18 protein-coding genes and 1 pseudogene are annotated in these 19,347 nt (G+C 68.8%); 12 read left to right on the forward strand and 7 right to left on the reverse strand.

The window, feature by feature from the left end; genetic code table 11:
* Nucleotides 1–39 precede the first annotated feature (39 nt).
* From EV646_RS38890 to EV646_RS17855, 7 genes and pseudogenes are all read left to right on the forward strand, one after another.
* Nucleotides 40–1,317: a hypothetical protein gene (locus EV646_RS38890; protein ID WP_158290974.1), complete on the forward strand. Its 1,278-nt coding sequence runs from the start codon at nucleotides 40–42 to the stop codon at nucleotides 1,315–1,317.
* Nucleotides 1,314–2,174: a serine/threonine-protein kinase gene (locus EV646_RS17835; protein ID WP_158290975.1), complete on the forward strand. Its 861-nt coding sequence runs from the start codon at nucleotides 1,314–1,316 to the stop codon at nucleotides 2,172–2,174. Before EV646_RS38890 ends, EV646_RS17835 begins: the two co-directional genes overlap by 4 nt.
* Complete coding sequence (locus tag EV646_RS17840) at nucleotides 2,174–2,695, forward strand: hypothetical protein (RefSeq protein ID WP_132149929.1); 522 nt, start codon at nucleotides 2,174–2,176, stop codon at nucleotides 2,693–2,695. The genes EV646_RS17835 and EV646_RS17840 overlap by 1 nt, the downstream gene beginning before the upstream one ends.
* On the forward strand, nucleotides 2,688–5,174 hold the full coding sequence (locus EV646_RS17845) for an Hsp70 family protein (RefSeq protein ID WP_132149930.1): 2,487 nt from the start codon (nucleotides 2,688–2,690) through the stop codon (nucleotides 5,172–5,174). The genes EV646_RS17840 and EV646_RS17845 overlap by 8 nt, the downstream gene beginning before the upstream one ends.
* Nucleotides 5,171–6,082 (forward strand): tetratricopeptide repeat protein, encoded by a 912-nt coding sequence (locus tag EV646_RS17850; protein WP_132149932.1) that lies wholly within the window; start codon nucleotides 5,171–5,173, stop codon nucleotides 6,080–6,082. The genes EV646_RS17845 and EV646_RS17850 overlap by 4 nt, the downstream gene beginning before the upstream one ends.
* A gap of 48 nt (nucleotides 6,083–6,130) precedes the next feature.
* Entirely contained in the window at nucleotides 6,131–6,346 is a 216-nt protein-coding gene (locus tag EV646_RS40090; RefSeq protein ID WP_241996129.1) for a hypothetical protein, read from the forward strand.
* A pseudogene (locus tag EV646_RS17855) lies at nucleotides 6,307–7,325 on the forward strand (S28 family serine protease). Before EV646_RS40090 ends, EV646_RS17855 begins: the two are co-directional and overlap by 40 nt.
* On the opposite strand, the gene EV646_RS17860 reads toward EV646_RS17855, so the two are convergent.
* Nucleotides 7,315–7,854, reverse strand: a complete 540-nt coding sequence (locus tag EV646_RS17860) for an RNA polymerase sigma factor (RefSeq protein ID WP_199237040.1) — start codon at nucleotides 7,852–7,854, stop codon at nucleotides 7,315–7,317. The pseudogene EV646_RS17855 and the gene EV646_RS17860 overlap by 11 nt on opposite strands.
* A gap of 55 nt (nucleotides 7,855–7,909) precedes the next feature.
* Here EV646_RS17860 and EV646_RS17865 point away from each other — a divergent pair, with 55 nt between their 5' ends.
* Nucleotides 7,910–8,926 carry a serine/threonine-protein kinase gene (locus tag EV646_RS17865; RefSeq protein ID WP_132149936.1) on the forward strand — a complete coding sequence of 339 codons (1,017 nt, stop codon included), beginning with the start codon at nucleotides 7,910–7,912 and terminating at the stop codon, nucleotides 8,924–8,926.
* Nucleotides 8,927–8,971: 45 nt separating this feature from the next.
* A complete protein-coding gene (locus EV646_RS17870) occupies nucleotides 8,972–9,586 on the forward strand; it encodes a hypothetical protein (protein WP_132149938.1) in 615 nt (204 codons plus the stop codon).
* Nucleotides 9,587–10,643: 1,057 nt separating this feature from the next.
* Here EV646_RS17870 and EV646_RS17875 read toward each other — a convergent pair.
* From EV646_RS17875 to deoC, 4 genes are read right to left on the reverse strand one after another with little or no spacing between them, the layout of a single operon-like run.
* Entirely contained in the window at nucleotides 10,644–11,654 is a 1,011-nt protein-coding gene (locus EV646_RS17875; RefSeq protein WP_132149940.1) for a S66 family peptidase, read from the reverse strand.
* Nucleotides 11,655–12,512, reverse strand: coding sequence for an aldehyde dehydrogenase family protein (locus EV646_RS17880; protein WP_241996131.1), 858 nt, complete (start codon nucleotides 12,510–12,512; stop codon nucleotides 11,655–11,657).
* A gap of 10 nt (nucleotides 12,513–12,522) precedes the next feature.
* Nucleotides 12,523–13,959, reverse strand: a complete 1,437-nt coding sequence (locus tag EV646_RS17885) for an aldehyde dehydrogenase family protein (protein ID WP_132149944.1) — start codon at nucleotides 13,957–13,959, stop codon at nucleotides 12,523–12,525.
* A 3-nt stretch (nucleotides 13,960–13,962) separates the two neighbouring features.
* Nucleotides 13,963–14,919, reverse strand: coding sequence for a deoxyribose-phosphate aldolase (gene deoC / locus EV646_RS17890; RefSeq protein ID WP_132149946.1), 957 nt, complete (start codon nucleotides 14,917–14,919; stop codon nucleotides 13,963–13,965).
* A 106-nt stretch (nucleotides 14,920–15,025) separates the two neighbouring features.
* On the opposite strand from deoC, the gene EV646_RS17895 reads away from it, so the two are divergent.
* From EV646_RS17895 to EV646_RS17905, 3 genes are all read left to right on the forward strand, one after another.
* Entirely contained in the window at nucleotides 15,026–15,586 is a 561-nt protein-coding gene (locus EV646_RS17895; RefSeq protein WP_132149948.1) for a PH domain-containing protein, read from the forward strand.
* Entirely contained in the window at nucleotides 15,586–16,482 is an 897-nt protein-coding gene (locus tag EV646_RS17900) for an alpha/beta hydrolase (protein WP_132149950.1), read from the forward strand. Before EV646_RS17895 ends, EV646_RS17900 begins: the two co-directional genes overlap by 1 nt.
* Before the next feature lie 169 nt (nucleotides 16,483–16,651).
* Nucleotides 16,652–17,101, forward strand: coding sequence for a hypothetical protein (locus EV646_RS17905; RefSeq protein ID WP_132149952.1), 450 nt, complete (start codon nucleotides 16,652–16,654; stop codon nucleotides 17,099–17,101).
* A gap of 85 nt (nucleotides 17,102–17,186) precedes the next feature.
* On the opposite strand, the gene EV646_RS17910 is transcribed toward EV646_RS17905, so the two are convergent.
* Together EV646_RS17910 and EV646_RS17915 are read right to left on the reverse strand one after the other, a co-directional pair.
* On the reverse strand, nucleotides 17,187–18,842 hold the full coding sequence (locus EV646_RS17910) for a phospho-sugar mutase (RefSeq protein WP_132149954.1): 1,656 nt from the start codon (nucleotides 18,840–18,842) through the stop codon (nucleotides 17,187–17,189).
* A 27-nt stretch (nucleotides 18,843–18,869) separates the two neighbouring features.
* On the reverse strand, nucleotides 18,870–19,331 hold the full coding sequence (locus EV646_RS17915) for a gamma-glutamylcyclotransferase (protein WP_132149956.1): 462 nt from the start codon (nucleotides 19,329–19,331) through the stop codon (nucleotides 18,870–18,872).
* Between the last annotated feature and the right edge of the window lie 16 nt (nucleotides 19,332–19,347).

Consider the following 19,347-nt stretch of genomic DNA (forward strand, 5'->3'; position numbering starts at 1 on the left):
CACAACCCACCGCCGCCGCGGCGCTGATGCGATTGGGCAATGAGCAATGCGGCGGTGGTGGAGCTCCGCGCGGTGGCGGGACTGGAGGTGTATCGGCGGAACCCGTTCCGCCTGACTGGTCTGCCGACCGATGTCGATCGGCGGACGGCGCGGCATCGGCAGCAGCAGCTCACCGCCGTCCTGCAGGTCGGCGCTGACCTCCCGGAGGACGTGACCGCCGCCGACCCGAACGAGCTGCGGGGCGCGTTCGAGCGGGTGCTCGGCGATCCGCGGCGGCGCCTGGTGGAGGAGCTGTTCTGGCTCTGGGGGAGTCCCGGTGCCAAGTGTCGCTGCCCGCGTCAGGTCCACCACGAGCACGACGAGGCTGTTCGCGCGCATTCCGCCGTACTGGAAGAGGAGTTGACGGACCTCGGGCGGACGCCGCACCCGTCCGCGGTGGCGAAGCGGGGAGTCATGTGGGTGATGGCCTCCAGGCACTGGGATGCGGCGCTCAAGTCCAAGCACTTCTGGGAACACGTGCGGCATCGGATCGACGTCCTGGACGATCGTCAGCTGGACCGATCGGTGGTCGCCGAGCTTCGCAAGGAGCTCCCGCTCGCTCTCGTCCGGCCGCTCACCGATCTGGTCGCGGCGACACCGGCCCCGCTCCGGCTGGCGACGATCGCTCGCAAGTGGCCGGTGCCGAAGCGGGTGCTCGAGTTGCGGTTGGAAGAGATCGCCGAGCCGTTGTACGACGAGATCCACACGCTGGCGAGCGAGCTGATCCAGCGGCTGCACTCCGAGGATGCGCAGCGGATCGCGAATGACGTGACCAGGGTCCTCCGGCCCAAGCTCAACCGGCTGGAGGCCTTGGTCCCGCACGCACAGCATCGTCGTACAGCGTCGGCCCGCGAACGCGTCGGCATCGTCCTGAACAACTGCGCGACCCAACTGATCGAGACCGGTTCGGTGCTCGACGGGCGGGCGGCGAAGTGGCTGGACGAGGCCGGCGAGCTCGCCGGTGACACGCCGGGCGCGGACACCGTCGCCGCGAACAAGGCGACCCTCGACGAGATGCGGCGCACGCTCGAGACCATTCGGTCGCAGGTGAACTACTACGTCGGCATCGGATCGACGTACTCGGCGAAGGCCATGCTCCGCCGGGTCCGCTCGGCACTCGGCGATGGTCCGGGCTCGTACGACGTGGACAAGATGCTGGCCGACCTCGGCGGCAGGCGGGTAACCGAGAAGAGCGGCGGCCGCTACGGGTGGTTGTGGTGGGCCCTCATCGGCGGAGCCGCGGTGGGTGCGCTCGTGCGTTGGCTGGCGGGCTGGTGAGCCCGTTGCTGCGGACCGGCGAGCGCGTCGGCGACAGGCTCGTCGTTGACCGGCTGCTCGGCGAGGGCGCGTTCGCGGAGGTGCACCGGGTCCGGCATGAGTACCTCGGCTTCCAGGCGATGAAGGTGTTCAAGAAGGTGACCACGTTGAAGGAGACACATCGGGTGCTGGAGGAGGCGCGGCTGCTGTCGACGCTCGGGCATCCGAACATCGTCCGGATGTTCGACGCCGGGACCGTTCGGACCGCGGAAGGACTGCGTGGTTACTTCACCACCGAGTACGTCGCCGGTGGCAGCCTCCGGCGCTTCGCAGACGCCTACCACCCGACGGCGCCGGTCGAGGTGGTTGCCGATGTCATCGAGCAGATCGCCCAAGGACTCGCGGTCGGACATCGCCGTACGCCGCCGATCGTGCACCGCGACATCACCTTGGAGAACGTGCTCGTCGGGTACGACGAGGGCGGCCGGGTGCAGGTCCGGTTGAGCGACTTCGGTCTGGCGAAACGGGCGGATCCGTTCAGCCTGCTGGCGAGCGCACAGGGGACGTTCGCCTTCATGGCTCCGGAGGTCCTGCGGCAGCAGGGTTACTCACGGTCCGCGGATGTCTGGTCGGTCGGCACGATCGCGTACGTGCTGCTGACCGGGCAGCTTCCGTACGACGACGGTACGCCGGTGTCGTCGTACTCGGCGAGCAAGTTCGCGCGTACGCCGCTCGCGCCGAGCAAGTACAACGGCGAAGTCGATGCCGCGCTGGACCGAATCGTGCTGGACGCCTTGGTGGTCGATCCGGATGCCCGGTGTGAATCGGCCGACGCGCTCGCCGAGGCGTTGCGGCAGCGGAGAGGGGTGATGAGCTGATGGATGGCTGGCGGCAGCGGAAGTTTCACAAGGCCTTCCGGATCGACGAGCCGCGCTGGGATCAGGAGCAGCGCGATGAGCTGGCGAAGGTCCTCGCGGGCTTGGAAGCGCTCGAGCGGGCGGCGGTTGCCTCCAGCAACGAAGCAACCGGGCCGGATGTCGACCACAAGGCACTGGCCGAGGCGGCCACCAATTTGTGGCGGGCGCAGCGGAAGTTGTCGGGTGGCGACACCTCGACGCAGACGCGGCAGGCTGGGCGCTACCTGCAGACCTGCCGGAACGCGCTGACCGACGCCGGCCTGATCGTGCAGGACCACGAGGGCGACGCGTTCCACCCCGGGCGATCGCTGGAGGTCCTGGTGTACGAGGAGGATCCGGCGCTCACGGCCGAGACGGTGCTGGAGACCGTCCGGCCGTCGATCTACTTCCACGCCGAACGGATCCAGATGGGCCAGGTCATCGTCGGCCGGCCGGCAAACACGACGGAACTCGAGACCAGCAAGGGCAGCGAGCATGCGTGAGACGATCGACTTCGGCATCGACCTCGGCACCACCAACAGCGCGATCGCGGTGGCCGAGCACGGCACCGTGACGGTGATCAAGAACAACGAAGGCCAGGAAACGACACCGTCGGCCGTCTGGCTGCCCAAGCCCGGCGCCGTCACGGTCGGTGGCCGGGCAAAGAACCGGGTCGAGTCGGACCCCGACGACGCGGCCGCCGAGTTCAAGCTGGAGATGGGCCTGGCCGACGCCACCCGCACGTTTGCCCGCGCCGTTACGACGATGACGCCGCAGCAACTGTCGGCCGAAGTACTGAAGTCCTTGCGCTCCGATGTGGCCCGGCGCCACCCGGACCAGGTCGCGCCGGATGCCGCGGTGATCACGGTGCCCGCGGCCTTTGCGCTGAATCAGAACAAGGCGACCAGCGAGGCGGCCGAGTTGGCCGGGTTCGTCCCCGGCTGTCCGCTGCTTCAGGAGCCGACCGCGGCGGCCTTCGCGTATGGCTTCCACGATGCCGACGATCGCGCGTACTGGATGGTGTTCGACTTCGGTGGCGGGACCTTCGACGCGGCGGTGGTGAGCAAGCGGGATGGTGACCTGCGGGTGCTCAACCACGCCGGCGACTCGTACCTCGGCGGCAAGCTGATCGACTGGGCGGTGGTCGAGCGCATCCTCGCGCCCGCGGCTGCCCGGGATCTCGGCATGACCGACTTCCGGCGCGACAATCCGTTGTGGAAAAGGCATTTCGCTACGCTCAAAGGCGCGGCCGAGCAGGCGAAGATCCTGTTGTCGCAGGACGACAGCGTCGATCTGATGGTCGATCTGAAGCTGAGCGACGGGACCATCGAGACCTTCGAGTACCCACTGCGCCGTGCTGAGGTCGACGCGCTCGCCGAGCCGTACTACGTCCGTGCGATCAACCTGTGCCGTAAGGCGTTGTCCGACGGTGGACTCGGCAGCGACGACATGGACCGGCTGCTGCTGGTCGGCGGTGTGACGCTCTCGCCCGGCCTACGCGAACGACTCGCCGACCCGACCGACGGTCTCGGCATCGAACTCGACGTGAGTCTCGACCCGACCACCGCGATCGCCCGGGGTGCGGCGATCTTCGCCAGTACTGTCCGGCACCCCGGACCGTCGTCGTACCAGCCGGTCGCGGGGGAGTACGGGGTCGAGTGGGCGTACGAACCGAGCTCGACCACCACGACGCCGACCGTGGCGGGGAAGCTGGTGTCCGCCGAGCCGGTCGACTGGACGGCGTACTCGGTGGTGCTGAGCAACCCGTCCGCGCACCCTCCGTTCAGTACGGCGCGGATCGCCCTGAACGCCGGTGGTGCGTTCGTCACCGAGGTGGATCTGGATCCGCATCAGACCTCGCGGTTCACCCTCGAGCTGACCGACGGCCAGGGGACCGTGCAGCGGGTGACGCCGGATTCGCTGGCGATCACCCATCGCGAGATCGAGTTCGGCGGCGCCCGGTTGACGCATTCGCTGGGGATCCAGCTGGCCGACCGGGCGTTCTCGCCGCTGTTGAAGAAGGGCGCCGGAGTGCCGACGCGGGCGCGTGAGGTGTTCCGTACGTCGAGCACGCTGCGCCGGGCGGATGCCGATGCGGTGATCAGGATCCCTGTGGTGCAAGGGGAACGGGCCCGGGCCGACCGCAACCGGTCGGTGGGGACGCTGGAGATCCGGCCCGGCGACGTGCGGATGGATGTGCCGGCCGGGAGCGAGATCGAGGTGACGTTCGAGGTGGACGCGTCGAACCTGGTGACCGTGGTGGCCGACGTACCGCTGATCGGGGAGCAGTTCGAGGCCGAGATCGACCTGGACAACGTGCGTACGCCGAGTGTCGTCGTACTGGAGGAGATCCTGGCCGAGGCGGAGGAGCGGGTGACGGCGGCGCGGAGTGCCGGCAGCGCTTCGGAGGACGCGCGGCGGCTCATCGCCAAGCTGGACTCGGAAGGCACGGTGACCACCGCGCGGGAGCAGGTGCGTGCGGCCGGGGCGGATCCGGGCGCGGCGGCAACGGCCGAGGACCGGCTGCGCGAACTGCATGCGCAGCTGGACGATGTCGAGGACGCAGCGCGGCTGCCGGGACTGATCCAGGACCTCGAGGACGTGCTGACGGACGCGGCCGAACTCGTCAAGCTGTACGGCGGTTCCGGCGATCGGCAGGAGCTCAGCGAGCTCAGGGTGCGGTCGCGGGAGGCGATCGACGCTCGTGACTCGGCCGCGATCCGGGCGCAGATCGAGCGCGGCGGTCAGTTCCTGGTCCGGTTGGAGTCGCGGCAGCCGGGATGGACCGCGAAGCTGTTCTACGCGCTGATCGCGGAGCAGGACATTCTGCGGCCGGCCTCGGAGGCGAAGGCGCTGATCCGGGAAGGCCAGCAGGCGATCGCGGCCCGGGACGAACGGGCGCTGGGCGCGGTCAACCAGCGGCTGATCCGGCTGCTGCCGCAGGACGAGCAGAGCAAGATCATCGGCCTGGTGAAATCGTGAACGCCGTCGACGAACTGCGCGGTGAGTTGGCGGTCGCCGCGGCGGCGGCCGCTGCTCGGGGCGGGGACTTGGAACGGGCCGCGGAGTTGCTCGCGGAGACTGGCGGCGTTGCCGGGTGGGACTTGCTGGCTCGGGTCGAGGCGCAGCTGGGGCGGTGGGAGGAGGCGGACGCGTGCTGGGCGCGAGTACAGGAGCTCGAGCCGGATCATGTGGGCGCGGCCCGTGGGCGGAAGGTGGTCGCGGGGATCGTGGCCGGGCGCCGGAGGGCGCGGCCGCTCGCTCAGCCGCCCTTGCTGGCTGCGGCGGCGCTGGTGGTGACTGGCGCGGTCGTCGCCGGCGCGGTGGTTGGCGTTGCCGCGGTCGTCGATGACCGTGTGGTCGCGGCGTCCCCGTCGGTGTCTCCCTCAGCTGATCCTCGTCTGGCGGAGCAGAAGCGGCGCGCCGATGAACTGCAGCGGCAGCTGGACGAGCAGGCCGCCGCTCGCCGTGCCGCGGCCGCTCGGCTCAACCAGCAACTGGACGCCTTGACCGCGTCAGTCCGCGTCCCTGGCGTGATCGTCAGCCGTCAGGGCGGCTCGGTCCGGGTCTTGTTCCAGCGCGGGCTCTTCAGCCGCGGTACCTCACTCACACCTGACGGCTTGGAGTCCTTGGCCAGCGTGAGTACGACGCTCCCACGCAGCGGCGCGACGATCACGATCGTCGGACACTCGGTCCCGACGAACGGATCGGAGCGCGGAGGCTCGGGTACGGCGTTGGCCCGGGCGCGAGTCGCGGCTCAGGAGTTGTCGGAGGTGACCGGACTGCCGCTGACCAGCTTCACGCTGACGACGGCCGATCAGTCCGCCGGCCCGTTCCGGGAGCCCGCCCGCAACCGCACGATCAGTCTGGTGCTCACCCCGGTCGGCTGAGGTACTCTGACTACGCAGAGTGTCGCCCCGAGCCCGAGGAGTCACCTTATGCGTTTGATCAGGCTTCTCGTGGTGCTCGGTCTGATCGTGACGACGCTGGTCGGTACGGCCGCGGCCGCCGTACCGAAGGATCCGGTGGGGGAGGTGCGGGCCCGGCTGGAGACTGTTCCCGGGCTGCGGGTGGAGAGCGGGAAGCTGCTCAACGGGAAGCCGTTCTTCGTGCTGTGGTTCCGGCAGCCGTCGGAGCCGAGCCGACGCGACTGATCGACGGGAATCAGTTGAACGTCGAGCAGCGGTTCTTCGGCAAGTCGACGCCGGCGAGCAAGAACTGGACGAAGCTCGACCTCTGGCAGGCGGCGACCGATCACCACCGGATCGTGCAGGCCTTCAAGGCCCTGTACGGCGGCAAGTGGGTCTCGACCGGTGCGAGCAAGGGCGGCATGACATCGGTCTACCACCGGCGGTTCTACCCGGCGGACGTGGACGCGACCGTGGCCTATGTCGCGCCCGACGATGTGGTGAACGATCAGGACTCGTACGTCGCTTTCATCCAGCACGCAGGAACCGATGCCCAATGCAACGAAGCGCTGCGGGTGCTGCAGCGGCACGCGTTGTATCGCCGGTCCGCGCTGCTCGGGATGCTTCCAAGCAGGGCCTGAAATTCGACCAGGACTACGGATCGGCCGATCGTGCTTTCGAGGCCGCCGTACTGGACACTCCGTTCGCGTTCTGGCAGTACCACTCCCAGGCGAGCTGTTTCCTGATCCCGGGCCGCGACGCCACCGACCAGCAGTTGTTCAGCTTCATCGACCAGATCGCCGACTAGTCGTCGTACTCGGACTCGGGGATCGCGCCATACCTGGCGTACTACTACCAGGCGAGCGCGCAGCTCAACTGGCCGGACGTCGCCACCGGCGCCACCTGGCTCAGGGGTTTGCTGCACTATCCGGAAGCCGGTGCTGCCCCTGCGGCGGTCCCGGACGCCATCGAGCCCAAGCACGACGACGCGGCTATGAAGGACATCGACCAGTGGGTGAAGACGTCTGCCACCCGGATGCTGTTCGTGTACGGCGAGAACGATCCTTGGAGCGCCGAGAAGTTCGCGCCGGGCCCTGGCACCCGGGACTCGCACTGGTACACCGTGCCGGCCGGCAACCACAACGCCGCCATAGCCGGACTACCTGCACCCCAGCGCACCGAGGCCACCACGCTGCTGCGGGCCTGGATGGGAGTTAGCGAATAGTCAACCGTTCCGCGACGGCCTTTCGTGCCTGGTGGATTCGGGCTTTGACCGTGCCCAGCGGGACATCCAGTTCGTCGGCGATTTCGGCGTACGACAACGCGCCGAGGTCGCGGAGGACGAGGGGCTGGACCAACTGGGGGTGGCTGGACTCCAGCGACTCGAGAGCTTCGAGGAGGTCGAGCCGGGAGCCGGCGATCACCGACGTCGTCCGCGGGTCGGCCGCTTCGGGGAGGACCTCGGCGGACTGCTCGACCGCGCGGCGCTTCAGCGACCGGTAGGTCTGGCGCGCCTGGTTGGTGGCGACGACGGTGAGCCAGCCGGCGAACGAGCCGGTGCCCTTGAAGGTGTGGATCTTGTGCGCCACCTGGAGCAGGGTGTCCTGGGTCGCCTCCTCGGCGTCCTCGTGGAACGGCAGGAACTTGGCAACCCGGCGCTCGACCTGCGGGCGGATCGCCCGCAGCAGGTCGGGGATCACGGCCTGATCCCCGGATGCCGCGCGGGCAGCCAGTTCTTCCAGCTCCTCGTTCATGCTCCCCCAGAGTGGTGTTCGCCTGACACTTGGCCCGTGGTCGACAATAGCCGGGATGGAAGCCATCGGACGGTACCGGTTGCGGGACAAGATCGGCGCGGGTGCGTTCGCGACCGTGTGGCGCGGGTACGACGACGACCTCGACGTGGACGTGGCCGTCAAGGTGCTCGCCGAAAACTGGGCGTCGCGCGCGGACGTGCGGGAGCGATTCCTTGCCGAGGCGCGCCTGATGCGCCAGATCGCGAGCGATCGCGTGGTCCGGGTGTTCGACCTCGGCAAGCTCACCGACGGACGCCCGTACTTCGTGATGGACTACGTCGGCGGTGGCACGCTGGCCGACGTACTCCGGGATGGACCGCCGGACCCGGCCGACGCGTTGTGGTGGGGTGCGGACCTGGCTCGCGCGGTCGCGGCGCTGCACCACGAGGGTGTCGTACACCGGGATGTCACGCCTGCGAATCTCCTCCTCCGCGCTCAAGGCGACGGGGCCGGCGGTGGGACGCACCGGGTTGTGCTGGCCGATCTCGGGCTGGCGAAGCGTGCCGCAGAGGCGTCCGGGCTGACCCAGGCGGTCGGCACGCCGTCGTACATGGCGCCGGAGCAGGGGCGAGGCGACGGCGGGTTCGACGAGCGGGCGGACATCTACGCGGTCGGTGCGGTGACCTACGCCTTGCTCACCGGCCATCCGCCGTACTCCGCCGGGTCGATCGGCGACGTACTCAACCGCGACCCCGAGGAGCCGCCGCCGAGCCTGCGGCCGGTCCTGCACGACGCGGTCGGCGAGCTCGACGACCTCTTGGCTCGCGCGCTGGCGTATCGGGTAGACGACCGCTGGGAGCGCGCTGACACGCTGGCCGATCGGCTGGAGGCGGAGGCGTACCGGCTGGAGCAGGAGGCGCCGCTGCGCGCTCTCCAGCGGACCAGCCTCACCGACGACGAATTGACGACTACGGTGGCGACTGCGCATCCGCTACGGCGTCGTCGGCGGCATGGGTGGGCGTGGTTCATGCTGTCGCTGCCGCTGGTGTTCGTGGCGGCCGGGGTCGGCGGCTGGTTCCTGTTCGGACGGTGAGACGAGGGGTTCTTGCGGCCAGGTTTGGCTGCTTAGAGTAGTTGTATGGCTACTCACCGCAGTGTTGTGGCTCTGGGCTTGCTCCCTCTGCTGGTGGCGACCACCGCCTCCGCGGCGCCACCGACGGCCAGCTATGCGTGTCGCGCCGCCACCAAGTTTGGGCGGCACGAGCTGTCGCTGCGACAGGTTGTCGACGCGAAGGCACCGGCGATCGTGCCGCCGAACACCCGCTTCTCGATCACGGTCGACCTGAAGCCGGGGTCGCTGCCGGGGGAGGTCAAAGGCTTCAAGCTGAAGGAGGTCCGGGATCTCGCGCTTCGCGTGCCGGTGCCAGCCAATTCGGCGTACATCACGGCGACCCTGTCCGGCGGCTCCGGCCTCAATTCCACGCCTTCGGCCAGCCTGGAAAACGGCGTTGTCGTCGTCAGGGTCGCTGGGCCGATCGCCGGCGGTGCGAGCTACCAGCTCCACACCCTGTCGGTCCGCCTCACATCCGGCCGCCGCGGCACCACCATCGAAACCAAACTCAAAGGCACCTCGTACGACGATCCCGGCCTGACCCTCCAAGCCAAAATCAAATGGAAATTCCTCACCACCACCGCCCCCATCTCCTGCTACCCCAACCCCAACCCCGCCCTCACCCAAACCCTCATCCGCTAGCCAATGGGCTGCTAGTCCGGGCGCGGGTGTCGGCTGGGCCCGATAGCGGGTTATGTGATGGCTGGCGGTTTACTTGCCGCTATCGATCAAACAACCCGCCATCGAGCCGGCGCATCAGCCCTGGTGCCCGGGATGTGGCCGGATTCGTCCGGATGCCGGGATCGGCCGGGCATGGCACAAGAAGCCGGGGCTCGACACAGGTTATTTCCTGTGCTCGCCCCCAGTACTTGTGTCAGCCCACCAGCACCTGTCCCACCCCACCCCCAGGCGACCCCACCCCGACCCCGCCAGCACACACACCACCGCAGCTAAAACCGTCCACCCCGGCCCCGGGGAGCTGCGGTGCAGTCGCGGGCGGCCTCGGCGAGCTGTGGTGCAACCGCGCGGTTTCGGGGAGTTGAGGTGTGGTCGGGGGTGCGGGTTCGGGGGAGTTGAGGTGGTGTCGAGGGCGCGGCTCCGGGCTGCGTGATGGTGCTAGTCCGGCCGGTGGGTGTCAAGGGCGCCTCCTTCGTCGGCGTCGCTGCGCGATCTTCGACCCTTGATACCCACCACCCGGACCAGGGAAGGACGCAGCTATCCCGGAGCTGCTCACCCGAGTGGTCGCGTGCCGGGGTGGATCCGGGTGGTGCGGCCGTGAGCGTGCGGACCGGGTCGTGCGGCACCGGAGGTGGCTGTCGGGCCGGGCCCGATAGCGGGTTATGTGATGGCTGGCGGCTTACTTGCCGCTATCGATCAAACAACCCGCTATCGAGCCGGCGAATCAGCCCTGGTGCCCGGGATGTGGCCGGTTTTGTCCGGATGCCGGGATCCCGGGGCTCGTGCCGAGGACTGCGGACACCACATCGGGACCTCGGACACCTGGTCAGATGTCCGAGGTCCCCACCAGGTGTCCGAGGTTGCCACCGAACTCCCACGCGCCAGGCGAAACCACCCCAACCAGGCCCAACACACAAACCACCCGGAGCTAAACCATCCACCCCGGCCCCGGGCTGCAGCGGAGCCCGCGGACAATCACCTCCGGTCTAAACGTGAGAAACGGACGCAGCATGTCCCACGCTCAGTACGTGACGGTGATGCGGGACGCGGCAGGATCGAGCCGGGCCAGGCCGCCATACGGCAGGATCTGTTGGGGGTCGGTGTGGCCGATGTCGAGGCCGGTGACGAGCAGGGCGGATGGGTTGTATTCGGCCAGGGCTCGGCGGGCTGCGGCGTATTGGGATTCGACGTACGTCGCGGATTCGTCGGCGGAGAGGCGCTGGTCGAGGGCCCAGGACTTGGGGCGGCCCCAGAGGATGGCGGAGAAGCGTTCGAGGAGGCCGCGTTCGCCGAAGTTGCGGAGGATGCGGTAGACGGCGGTGTCGCTCGGCATTTCTTCGCTGGTCTCCAGGAAGAGGATGCCGTCGTACGACGTGATCGGCAGCATCCACCGGTCGACGGCGAGTTGCCAGTCGAGGATTTCGAGGCAGCCGCCCCACAGGCGGCCGCTCACCGGTTCCGAGCCGTGCCAGCTCCAGCCGGTGCCGGGGAAGAGATCGGGCTCGGTTTCCAGTAGCGCCGGGTTGGCCCAGTCGCGATCGTGATCGGTCCAGCCGGTCGCCGGCGTCAGTTCGAAGTCGCCAGGGGCGAACAACGCGGCCCGCAGCGACCGCTCGGTGTCCGGATGCATCGCGCCGCCGCGGCCGAACTGCACCATCACGCTGCCGCCGTGGTACGCCGGCAAGCCCAAGGAATACAGGAAGTTGAGCAGGTTCGTGTTGTCGCTGTAGCCGAAGAACGGCTTCGGATCCGCGCGGAACACCGAAGGATCGAGATGCTTCAGCACGGTGAGCTGGTCGTCCCCGCCGATGCTCGCGATCACGGCACGAATCGACGGATCCGACCACGCCGCGTGCAGATCAGCAGCTCGCTGCTCCGGCGATGCCCCCATCTTCCGGGTGGTCGGGTACTCGACCGGTTCCAGCCCAAAGGAACGCAGCCGCTGCAGGCCGAGTTCGTACGGAGCCGGAAAGATCTCAGGCAGACCGCTCGACGGTGAGACGATCGCGACCCGGTCTCCTGGCTGGACCATTCAGACGCCGATCGGGTGCCAGACGGTCTTGAGTTCCAGGTACTGCGTCAGGCGCGACATCCCCGGCGACTCCGACCAGTCCTCTGCCGCGGGACGTCGTACCCGCTTGAGATTCTCGGCCGCCAGCGCCTCGAGCTCGCGCGCCTCCTCGGCGTCCGAGATGCCGCACAGGTCGATCGCGTTCACGTCCAGGTGCGACGCGAGCCACGGCCCGATCTCCGATGCCGATCCGGTCAGCAGGTTCACCACCCCGCCCGGCAGGTCGGACGTCGCCATCATTTCGCCCAGCGTGACAGCAGGCAACGGACGCTCGTACGACGAGACCGCGACGACGGTGTTGCCGGAGACGATCGCCGGCGCGATCACCGAGGTCAGCCCGAGCAGGCTGGAGTCCTGCGGTGCCAGTACCGCCACCACACCAGTTGCCTCGGGCAACGAGAAGTCGAAGTACGGGCCGGCCACCGGGTTGCTCGAGCCGACCACCTGGGCCAGCTTGTCGGCCCAGCCGGCGTACCAGACCCAGCGGTCGATCGACGCGTCCACCACCGCGCGCGCCTTGGACGCCGACAATCCCTCGGACGCAGCCACTTCAAGAGTGAACTGCTCGTGCCGGCCCTCCATCACCTCGGCGATGCGGTAGAGCACCTGACCGCGGTTGTACGCCGTCTTGCCCGACCAGCCGCCGAACGCCTTGCGGGCCGCGACCACCGCGTCCCGGGCGTCCTTCCGCGACGCCTGCGACGCGTTCGCCAGGAACTTGCCCTTGGCATCGTTCACGACGTACGAGCGGCCGGACTCGCTGCGTGGGAAGGCGCCGCCGATGTAGAGCTTGTAGGTCTTGCGCACCTCGAGCCGCACATTGTTGTCCTTAGTGGGCAAGGTAGGCCTCCAGACCATGGCGGCCGCCCTCGCGACCGTAGCCCGACTCCTTGTAGCCGCCGAACGGCGAGGTCGGGTCGAAGCGGTTGAACGTGTTGGCCCAGACCACGCCGGCGCGCAGCTGGTTCGCCATCCACAGGATCCGGGAACCCTTGTCGGTCCAGATCCCGGCGGACAGCCCGAAGGGGGTGTTGTTCGCCTTCTCCACCGCCTCGGCCGGGGTGCGGAAGGTGAGCACGGACAGCACTGGCCCGAAGATCTCCTCCCGGGCGATCCGGTGCGCCTGCGACACTCCGGTGAAGACGGTCGGCGGGAACCAGTACCCCTCGGCCGGTAGCTCGCATTCCGGCGACCAGCGCTCGGCGCCTTCGTCCTCGCCGATCTGGGACAGCTCGCGGATCTTGGCCAGCTGGGCCGAGGAGTTGATCGCGCCGATGTCGGTGTTCTTGTCCAACGGGTCGCCGACCCGCAGCGTGCTCATCCGGCGCTTCAGTCGCGCGAGCACCTCGTCGTACACGCTCTCCTGGACCAGCAGCCGGGAGCCCGCGCAGCAGACGTGGCCCTGGTTGAAGAAGATGCCGTTGACGATGCCCTCGATGGTCTGGTCGATCGGCGCGTCCTCGAAGACGATGTTCGCCGCTTTGCCGCCGAGCTCGAGGGTGACCTTCTTGTCCGAGCCCGCAACAGCCTTGGCGATCGCCCGGCCGACCTCGGTCGAACCGGTGAAGGCGACCTTGTCGACATCCGGATGCTCGACCAGCGCCTGCCCGGTCCGGCCTGCGCCGGTGACGATGTTGACCACACCCGGAGGCAGGTCGGCCTGCTGGCAGATCTCCGCGAACGCCAGCGCGGTCAGCGGTGTCGTCTCGGCCGGCTTCAGTACGACGGTGTTGCCGGCGGCCAGGGCAGGTGCGATCTTCCAGGCCAGCATCAGCATCGGGAAGTTCCACGGGATGATCTGGCCCGCGACGCCCAACGGCTGTGGGTCCTCACCAGCACCGGCGTACTCGAGCTTGTCCGCCCAGCCGGCGTAGTAGAAGAAGTGCGCCGCCACCAGCGGGATGTCGACATCGCGCGACTCACGGATCGGCTTGCCGTTGTCCAGCGACTCCAGCACCGCCAGCTCACGCGAGCGCTCCTGGATCAGCCGCGCGATCCGGAACAGGTACTTCGCCCGGTCCCGGCCGGCCATCGGCGCCCAGACCTTGTCGAACGCCTTCCGGGCCGCGCGAACGGCCCGGTCGACATCCGCCGGACCGGCCTCGCTGACCTCCGCGAGCACCTCCTCCGACGAAGGGCTGACGGTCTTGAACGGCTTCCCGTCCGTCGCCTCGACGAAGCCGCCGTTGATGAAGAGCCCGTACGACGACTTGATGTCGACGATCGCCCGGGACTCGGGAGCCGGTGCGTACTCGAATCTGCTCATGCCTCAGTCCAGCGTGAAGTAGTCGGGGCCGGGGTAGTGCCCGGTGGCCAGCTTGGTGCGTTGCATCAGCAGGTCGTTCAGCAGGCTGGAGGCGCCGAAGCGGAACAGCTCCGGATCCAGCCAGTCAGGTCCGGCCGTTTCGTTGACCGTGACCAGGTACTTGATCGCGTCCTTCGCGGTCCGGATGCCGCCGGCCGGCTTGACGCCGATGTGCAGGCCGGTGGTCTCGTGGTAGTCGCGGACCGCCTCGAGCATGATCAGCGTCACCGGCAGCGTGGCCGCGGGGGACACCTTGCCGGTCGAGGTCTTGATGAAGTCCGCGCCGGCCAGCATCGCCAGCCAGGACGCACGGCGGACGTTGTCGTAGGTGACCAGCTCGCCGGTCTCCAGGATGACCTTCAGGTGCGCGTCGCCGGCCGCCTCGCGGATCGCGGTGATCTCGTCGAAGACCAGTCCGTACCGCCCGGACAGGAACGCGCCACGGTCGATCACCATGTCGACCTCGTCGGCTCCTGCGGCCACCGCGTCCTTGGTGTCCTGCACCTTGATCGCGAGGCTGGAACGCCCACTGGGGAAGGCGGTCGCGACACTCGCCACGTTGATCCCCGAGCCGCGCAGCTCGTGCTTGGCCGTCGCGACCAGGTCCGGGTAGACGCAGACCGCGGCCACCTGCGGCGCACTCGGGTCGGCCGGGTCGGGCCGCTTCGCCTTTGCGCACAGCGCCCGGACCTTGCCTGGCGTGTCCTGCCCCTCCAGCGTGGTCAGGTCGATCATCCGGATCGCCAGGTCCAGCGCGTAGGCCTTGGCGGTGGTCTTGATCGACCGGGTGCTCAGGGTGGCCGCCCTGGCCTCGGCGCCGACCTGGTCGACGCCCGGCAGGCCGAGCAGGAACCGGCGCAGCCGGTCCTCGGACGAGGTCACGTCGGCCAAGCTGTCGACGCCGCTGTCGAGTGTGGTCACGCTCGGCAGTCTAATCCGGATCCCGGCGGTCGGCGTCCGCGCGATCCACAGGTCCACCGCGGCACTGGTCCTATGCCTGCTACCTACCGCCGGTTACTTTGTGCGGGTGAAGTCGAAGTCGCCGGAGAGCGAGCACTATCTGTCCGCGTCGAACCGGATCACCGGTGTTGTGATCATGGTGATCGGGCTGATCGGCCTGCTCGACATCGTGCTGGAGTGGCGGACGCTCAGCGGCCTACTGGTCGCGTGCATCATCGGCCTCCTGATGGTGCTGACGTACGTCGGCCTGTTCCGCCCCACCGTCACGCTCAGCCCGGAGCACCTCGTGCTGCGTAACCACGTGCGCGACCACGTCATCCCGTGGAGCAAGGTCACCGGTGCCGACGTCACCGACACCCTCCGGGTGCACGCGGGCGACAACCGGTTCCGTGCGCCCGGCGTCCAACTCGTCATGCGCGATCTCAGGAAGCAGCGCGTCGGCGGCCGCAAGCTGTCGGCGGACAGTTCGATCTCCCGGGCCGACTTCGTCGTGGACCGGATCGAGACCCACATGGCACAGTACGGCGAACAGTCCGAGGGCCAGGTGGTCACCCGCTGGGCACGGCCCGAGCTGATCATCGCCGGTGCACTCGCGGTCGTCGCCCTTTTGGCCGCTGTACTTCGTTGATGCTCTCCCGCCGCACTCTGGTCCGCACAGGTGTCGCCGCATCGGTTGCCGGTGTTGCCGCCGTTGCGGGGCTGGAGAGCGGTGTCATCCCCGGTCGTGCTCGCGTACACGACGTACTCGGGCTGACTGGTCCGGATGGCGTCGTACCGGATGTTCCTGCCGGGCCTGTGGAGTCAGGGTCGTTCGAGTCGTTCGGGCGTCGTACGGCGGTCGGCTACAGCGTCATCTATCCGCACGGCTACAGCGATACAGCGGCGCTGCCCGTCGTACTGGTGCTGCATGGGCGAGGCGGCGACCACACGTCCGCCGTGAACGACCTCGGCATCGACCGCTACCTGACAGCCGCGGTCCAAGCCGGTACGGCGCCGTTCGCGCTCGCGACTGTGGACGGCGGTCGGGACACCTACTGGCATCGACGAGCCGACGGGCACGACCCCGGCTACATGCTCAACCAGGAACTCCTTCCCCTGCTGGCGGATCGCGGACTGCGCACCCAGCGGTACGGCGTCCTCGGCTGGTCGATGGGTGGGTACGGCGCTCTGTTGTTCGCAGCGCTCGACTACTGGCAGCGGATGGTCCGGCCGGAGCGGAAGGCGGTCGCGGTGGGCGCGCTGAGTCCTGCACTGTGGCGTCGGTTCGAGGACTCCGCACCGGGTGCGTTCGACGGGGTCGAGGACTTCGAGCTGAGCAGCGTTTTCGGCCGTCGGAGTGGGTTCCGCGATGTTGCTGTGCGCATCGACTGCGGGCGGGACGATCCGTTCGCCGAGGCCGCTGGTGAGCTGCGCACGGAACTGCGGGCCCAGGGCGGGACCCAGCTCGGCGCCCACACGCCCGGCTACTGGCGCCGGATGCTCCCCGACCAACTCCGCTTCCTCGGCGCCAAGCTCTCCGCCTGACCCGGTCGGCGGTCTACCGTAACTCGGCTGCCTGCCGCGCGTTGCCGTACCGGGCGGCTTGTTGCGTTTTGAAGACACGTGCACGATCTGCGATCGTGTGGTTACTTGTTTCGGGTCCGCACGCCTTACAGTTCTTAGTCGAGCAGTCACACGGCAGGAGTCAAGGACAGTGAACTACGACGAGTTCAACACCGAGTACGCCAAGGTGCTGGACAAGATCAAGAGCGGCAGGTGCAGCTGGTCCGAGCTGTCCGGTCACGTGACCCGGCTGCGCCAGGCGACCGCCGGGATCACCGCGCCGGTGGAGCGGACCCAGGTCGACCACGATCTGGCCGCGCTCGGCCAGATGGTCGACATGTCCCGGCGGACGAACGACAAGGAGGACGTCTGGACGATCACGTCCGACGTGATCCGCAAGGCGTCCAGTCTCGAGGGCACCGTCGCGGACCGGATCGGCCGGATCGAGGCGGGGATCAACGAGATCACCAACCTCGCCAACCGGAACCCGGACGAGCGCGACGCGCTGATGCAGTCGACCAGCACGCTGCGCATCCTGCACTCCTCGCTGCAGAGCTCGCTCCGCGCCGAAGAAGCCGAAGCGGCGGCCGCAGCCCGCTAGACCGCCGGGAGCCACCCGCCAGGTGTTCCCGAGCTACCGACGTCAGCCGCTGAATTCCATGCCCAGCGGCTGACGTCTTCTGCGTTCAGAGGCCGAGCGCGTCCGACAGCGATTGCTTGACGGCGTTGAGCTCCGCCGCCGCTCGGGCGCGGGCAGCAGCGACATCCGAGCCCTCCACCGGGATAACCACCTCGAGGTAGCACTTCAGCTTGGGCTCGGTGCCGGACGGGCGTACGACGACCCGCGCGCCCTCGGACAGCGTGTAGCGCAGGCCGTCAGTAGGTGGCAGCGTGGCCGAGCCCTCGCTCAAGTCGTCCACGCGCTCGACGGCGTGACTTCCCAACTCCGTCGGGGGAGTGGCCCGCAGGCGCTCCATCGCGGCCGCGATCAACGACAGGTCCTCCACCCGAACCGACAGCTGGTCCGTCGCGTGCAGGCCGTGCTTGATGGCGAGATCGTCCAGCAGGTCCAGCAGGGTCCGGCCCTCGGCCTTGGCCCGGGCTGCCAGCTGCAGCACCCGGACGAGCGTCGACACACCGTCCTTGTCCTTCACCGCCACCGGGTCGACGCAGTACCCCAATGCCTCCTCATAGCCGAAGACGAGATCGGGCACGCGTCCGATCCACTTGAACCCGGTCAGCGTCTCGACGTACGCAACGCCGTGCGACGCCGCGATCTTGCCGAGCAAGGACGACGACACGATCGAGCACGCGGCCACGCCGGCCGGTCCCGTCGAGAGCAGGAACTCGCCGAGCAACCCGCCGAGCTCGTCCCCACGCAGCATCCGCCAGCCGCGCTGGGCCGGATCCTGGGCCGCGGGATCCGGTACGGCGACGGCACACCGGTCCGCATCGGGATCGTTCGCCACCGCGATGTCCGCGTCGATCGACCGCGCCAGCTCCAGCGCCGCGTCGATTGCCCCTGGCTCCTCCGGGTTCGGGAACGACACGGTCGGGAAGTCCGGGTCCGGATCCGCCTGCGACGCCACCACTGCCGGTACGGCGAACCCCGCACGGGCGACGGCATCCTCGACCAGCGTCCGCCCGACGCCGTGGAGCGGCGTGTAAGCCACGTTCAGCGCCCGCGGCGCATCCGGGGGCACCAGCTCCGCGATGCGGTCCAGGTAGGCGTTCAGGAGCTCATCGCCGGTCGTCTGCCAGTCGTCGCCGCGCGGCACCGAGGCCAGCGGTCCGACCGCCGCGATGGCTGCGGCGATCTCCGCATCCGCCGGCGGCACGATCTGCGAGCCGTCACCCAGATAGACCTTGTACCCGTTGTCCTGCGGTGGATTGTGTGACGCGGTCACGACCACGCCCGCAACCGCCTTCAGATGCCGGATCCCGAACGCGACAACCGGCGTCGGCGCCGGCCGATCCAGCAGTACGGCGTCAAGGCCGGCTCCGCGCACCACGGCGGCCGTGTCCTGCGCGAACACGTCGGACTTGTGCCGGGCGTCGTACCCGATCAGGACCGGACCGTTGGTGAGGCCCTTCGCCTTGAGGTAGGCGCAGAGGCCGGCGGCGGCGCGGATGACGACGACCCGGTTCATCCGGTTCGGTCCGGCGCCGACGGCTCCGCGGAGTCCCGCCGTACCGAACTCGAGGGTGCCGGCGAAGCGGTCGGCCAGCTCGTCGGCGGCGTCGATGTCCAGCAACTGGGCCAGCTCGGCGCGCGTGTCGGGGTCGGGGTCCTCGCTCAGCCAGGCTTCGGCGGCGGTCCGGAGGTCATCGTTGACGGTCACTACCGCACGATAACCGCCGTACGACGTCTAGTGGCCGGACGACTGGCAGGGGCGGGCGCGGAGGTCGGCGACGTAGTCGTCCGGGGCGCCGGCGGCCTCGGCGGCCTCGGCGAGGATGCCCAGGTAGCGGGCCGACGGGAGACCGCCTTCGTAGGCGTTCAGGACGTACATCCAGGCCAGCTGCTCGCCGTCCAGGGTCTGCACCCGGACCTGGATCTTGCGGTAGACGCCCTGGTCGATCCACTCCCACTCGTCCAGCCGCTCGACGTCCTTGGGGTGGATGTCGTAGAGCGCGACGAACACCTGGTTGGTCGGGTCGGCCGGGTCCTCGACGACGGTGGCCATCGCTCCCTCCCAGCCCAGCTCCTCGCCGCCGAAGGTGAGGCGCCAGCCGGTGATCCAGCCGGTCCCGCGCAAGGGCGAGTACGGGCACCGCTCGGCCATCAGGTTCGGGTCCAGATTCGACGCAAACGCGGCGTACAGGGTCACGACGAAACAGGATACG

Source organism: Kribbella antiqua (genome assembly GCF_004345665.1).
GTDB lineage: Bacteria > Actinomycetota > Actinomycetes > Propionibacteriales > Kribbellaceae > Kribbella > Kribbella antiqua.

What these genes read in the sequence shown, in the direction of transcription:
- EV646_RS38890 (WP_158290974.1), top strand. Translation starts at nt 40, where the DNA reads ATGAGCAATGCGGCGGTGGTGGAGCTCCGCGCGGTGGCGGGACTGGAG.
- EV646_RS17840 (WP_132149929.1), top strand. Translation starts at nt 2,174, where the DNA reads ATGGATGGCTGGCGGCAGCGGAAGTTTCACAAGGCCTTCCGGATCGAC.
- EV646_RS17845 (WP_132149930.1), top strand. Translation starts at nt 2,688, where the DNA reads ATGCGTGAGACGATCGACTTCGGCATCGACCTCGGCACCACCAACAGC.
- EV646_RS40090 (WP_241996129.1), top strand. Translation starts at nt 6,131, where the DNA reads ATGCGTTTGATCAGGCTTCTCGTGGTGCTCGGTCTGATCGTGACGACG.
- EV646_RS17860 (WP_199237040.1), bottom strand. Translation starts at nt 7,854, where the DNA reads ATGAACGAGGAGCTGGAAGAACTGGCTGCCCGCGCGGCATCCGGGGAT.
- EV646_RS17865 (WP_132149936.1), top strand. Translation starts at nt 7,910, where the DNA reads ATGGAAGCCATCGGACGGTACCGGTTGCGGGACAAGATCGGCGCGGGT.
- EV646_RS17870 (WP_132149938.1), top strand. Translation starts at nt 8,972, where the DNA reads ATGGCTACTCACCGCAGTGTTGTGGCTCTGGGCTTGCTCCCTCTGCTG.
- EV646_RS17875 (WP_132149940.1), bottom strand. Translation starts at nt 11,654, where the DNA reads ATGGTCCAGCCAGGAGACCGGGTCGCGATCGTCTCACCGTCGAGCGGT.
- EV646_RS17885 (WP_132149944.1), bottom strand. Translation starts at nt 13,959, where the DNA reads ATGAGCAGATTCGAGTACGCACCGGCTCCCGAGTCCCGGGCGATCGTC.
- EV646_RS17900 (WP_132149950.1), top strand. Translation starts at nt 15,586, where the DNA reads ATGCTCTCCCGCCGCACTCTGGTCCGCACAGGTGTCGCCGCATCGGTT.